This window comes from Flammeovirga agarivorans, assembly GCF_012641475.1.
Lineage (GTDB): Bacteria > Bacteroidota > Bacteroidia > Cytophagales > Flammeovirgaceae > Flammeovirga > Flammeovirga agarivorans.
In genome coordinates this window covers 1-585 of the sequence record NZ_JABAIL010000114.1, presented here as the reverse complement: position 1 = coordinate 585, position 585 = coordinate 1, and the positions used below count along the sequence as shown (strand labels likewise).

General features: G+C 56.6%; 1 protein-coding gene. It reads right to left on the bottom strand.

The window, feature by feature from the left end; genetic code table 11:
• A partial coding sequence (gene diaA / locus HGP29_RS28500; RefSeq protein ID WP_168885843.1) for a DnaA initiator-associating protein DiaA occupies positions 1-495 on the bottom strand: 495 nt, incomplete at its 3' end.
• Between the last annotated feature and the right edge of the window lie 90 nt (positions 496-585).

Sequence of the window (585 nt, the reverse complement as noted above, 5' to 3'; positions counted from 1 at the left end):
GGAGGGGATGCGGATTTCGACATCCTGTTGACCTAACAGGCCCGCCAGCTCACCGCCGTCATAGCCGGTTAACGCGACGATGGTCATGTCGCGGGTCACGGCGGCTTCCACCGCCTTGACGATGTCCCGACTGTTTCCGCGCGTAGAGATCGCCAGCAGCACATCGCCGGCGTGTCCCAGGGCGCGCACCTGCTTGGCGTAGATCTCGTCATGCAAGCGATCGTTAGCGATGGCGGTTAAGACCACATTATCGGTATTTAGTGCAATGGCAGGTAAACCAGGGCGTTCCGTTTCAAAGCGATTAATCATGCTGGCAGCAAAATGCTGTGCGTTGGCGGCGGAGGTGCCATTACCACAACAGAGGATTTTGTTGCCGTTAAGCAGGGACTGGACGAGCGTCATCGCCGCCCGGGAGATGGCGTCCGGGAGTGCTTCCGCTGCGGCAATTTGGGTTTGAATGCTTTCGGTAAAGCAGGCTTTGATTCTGTCGAGCACGGGATCCCTTACTTCTGGTATTACGCTATTCGCCAAAGGCGTTTTTTAGCCATTGGATGTCGTTTCCGGTGAAGGCTACCACATCGACAC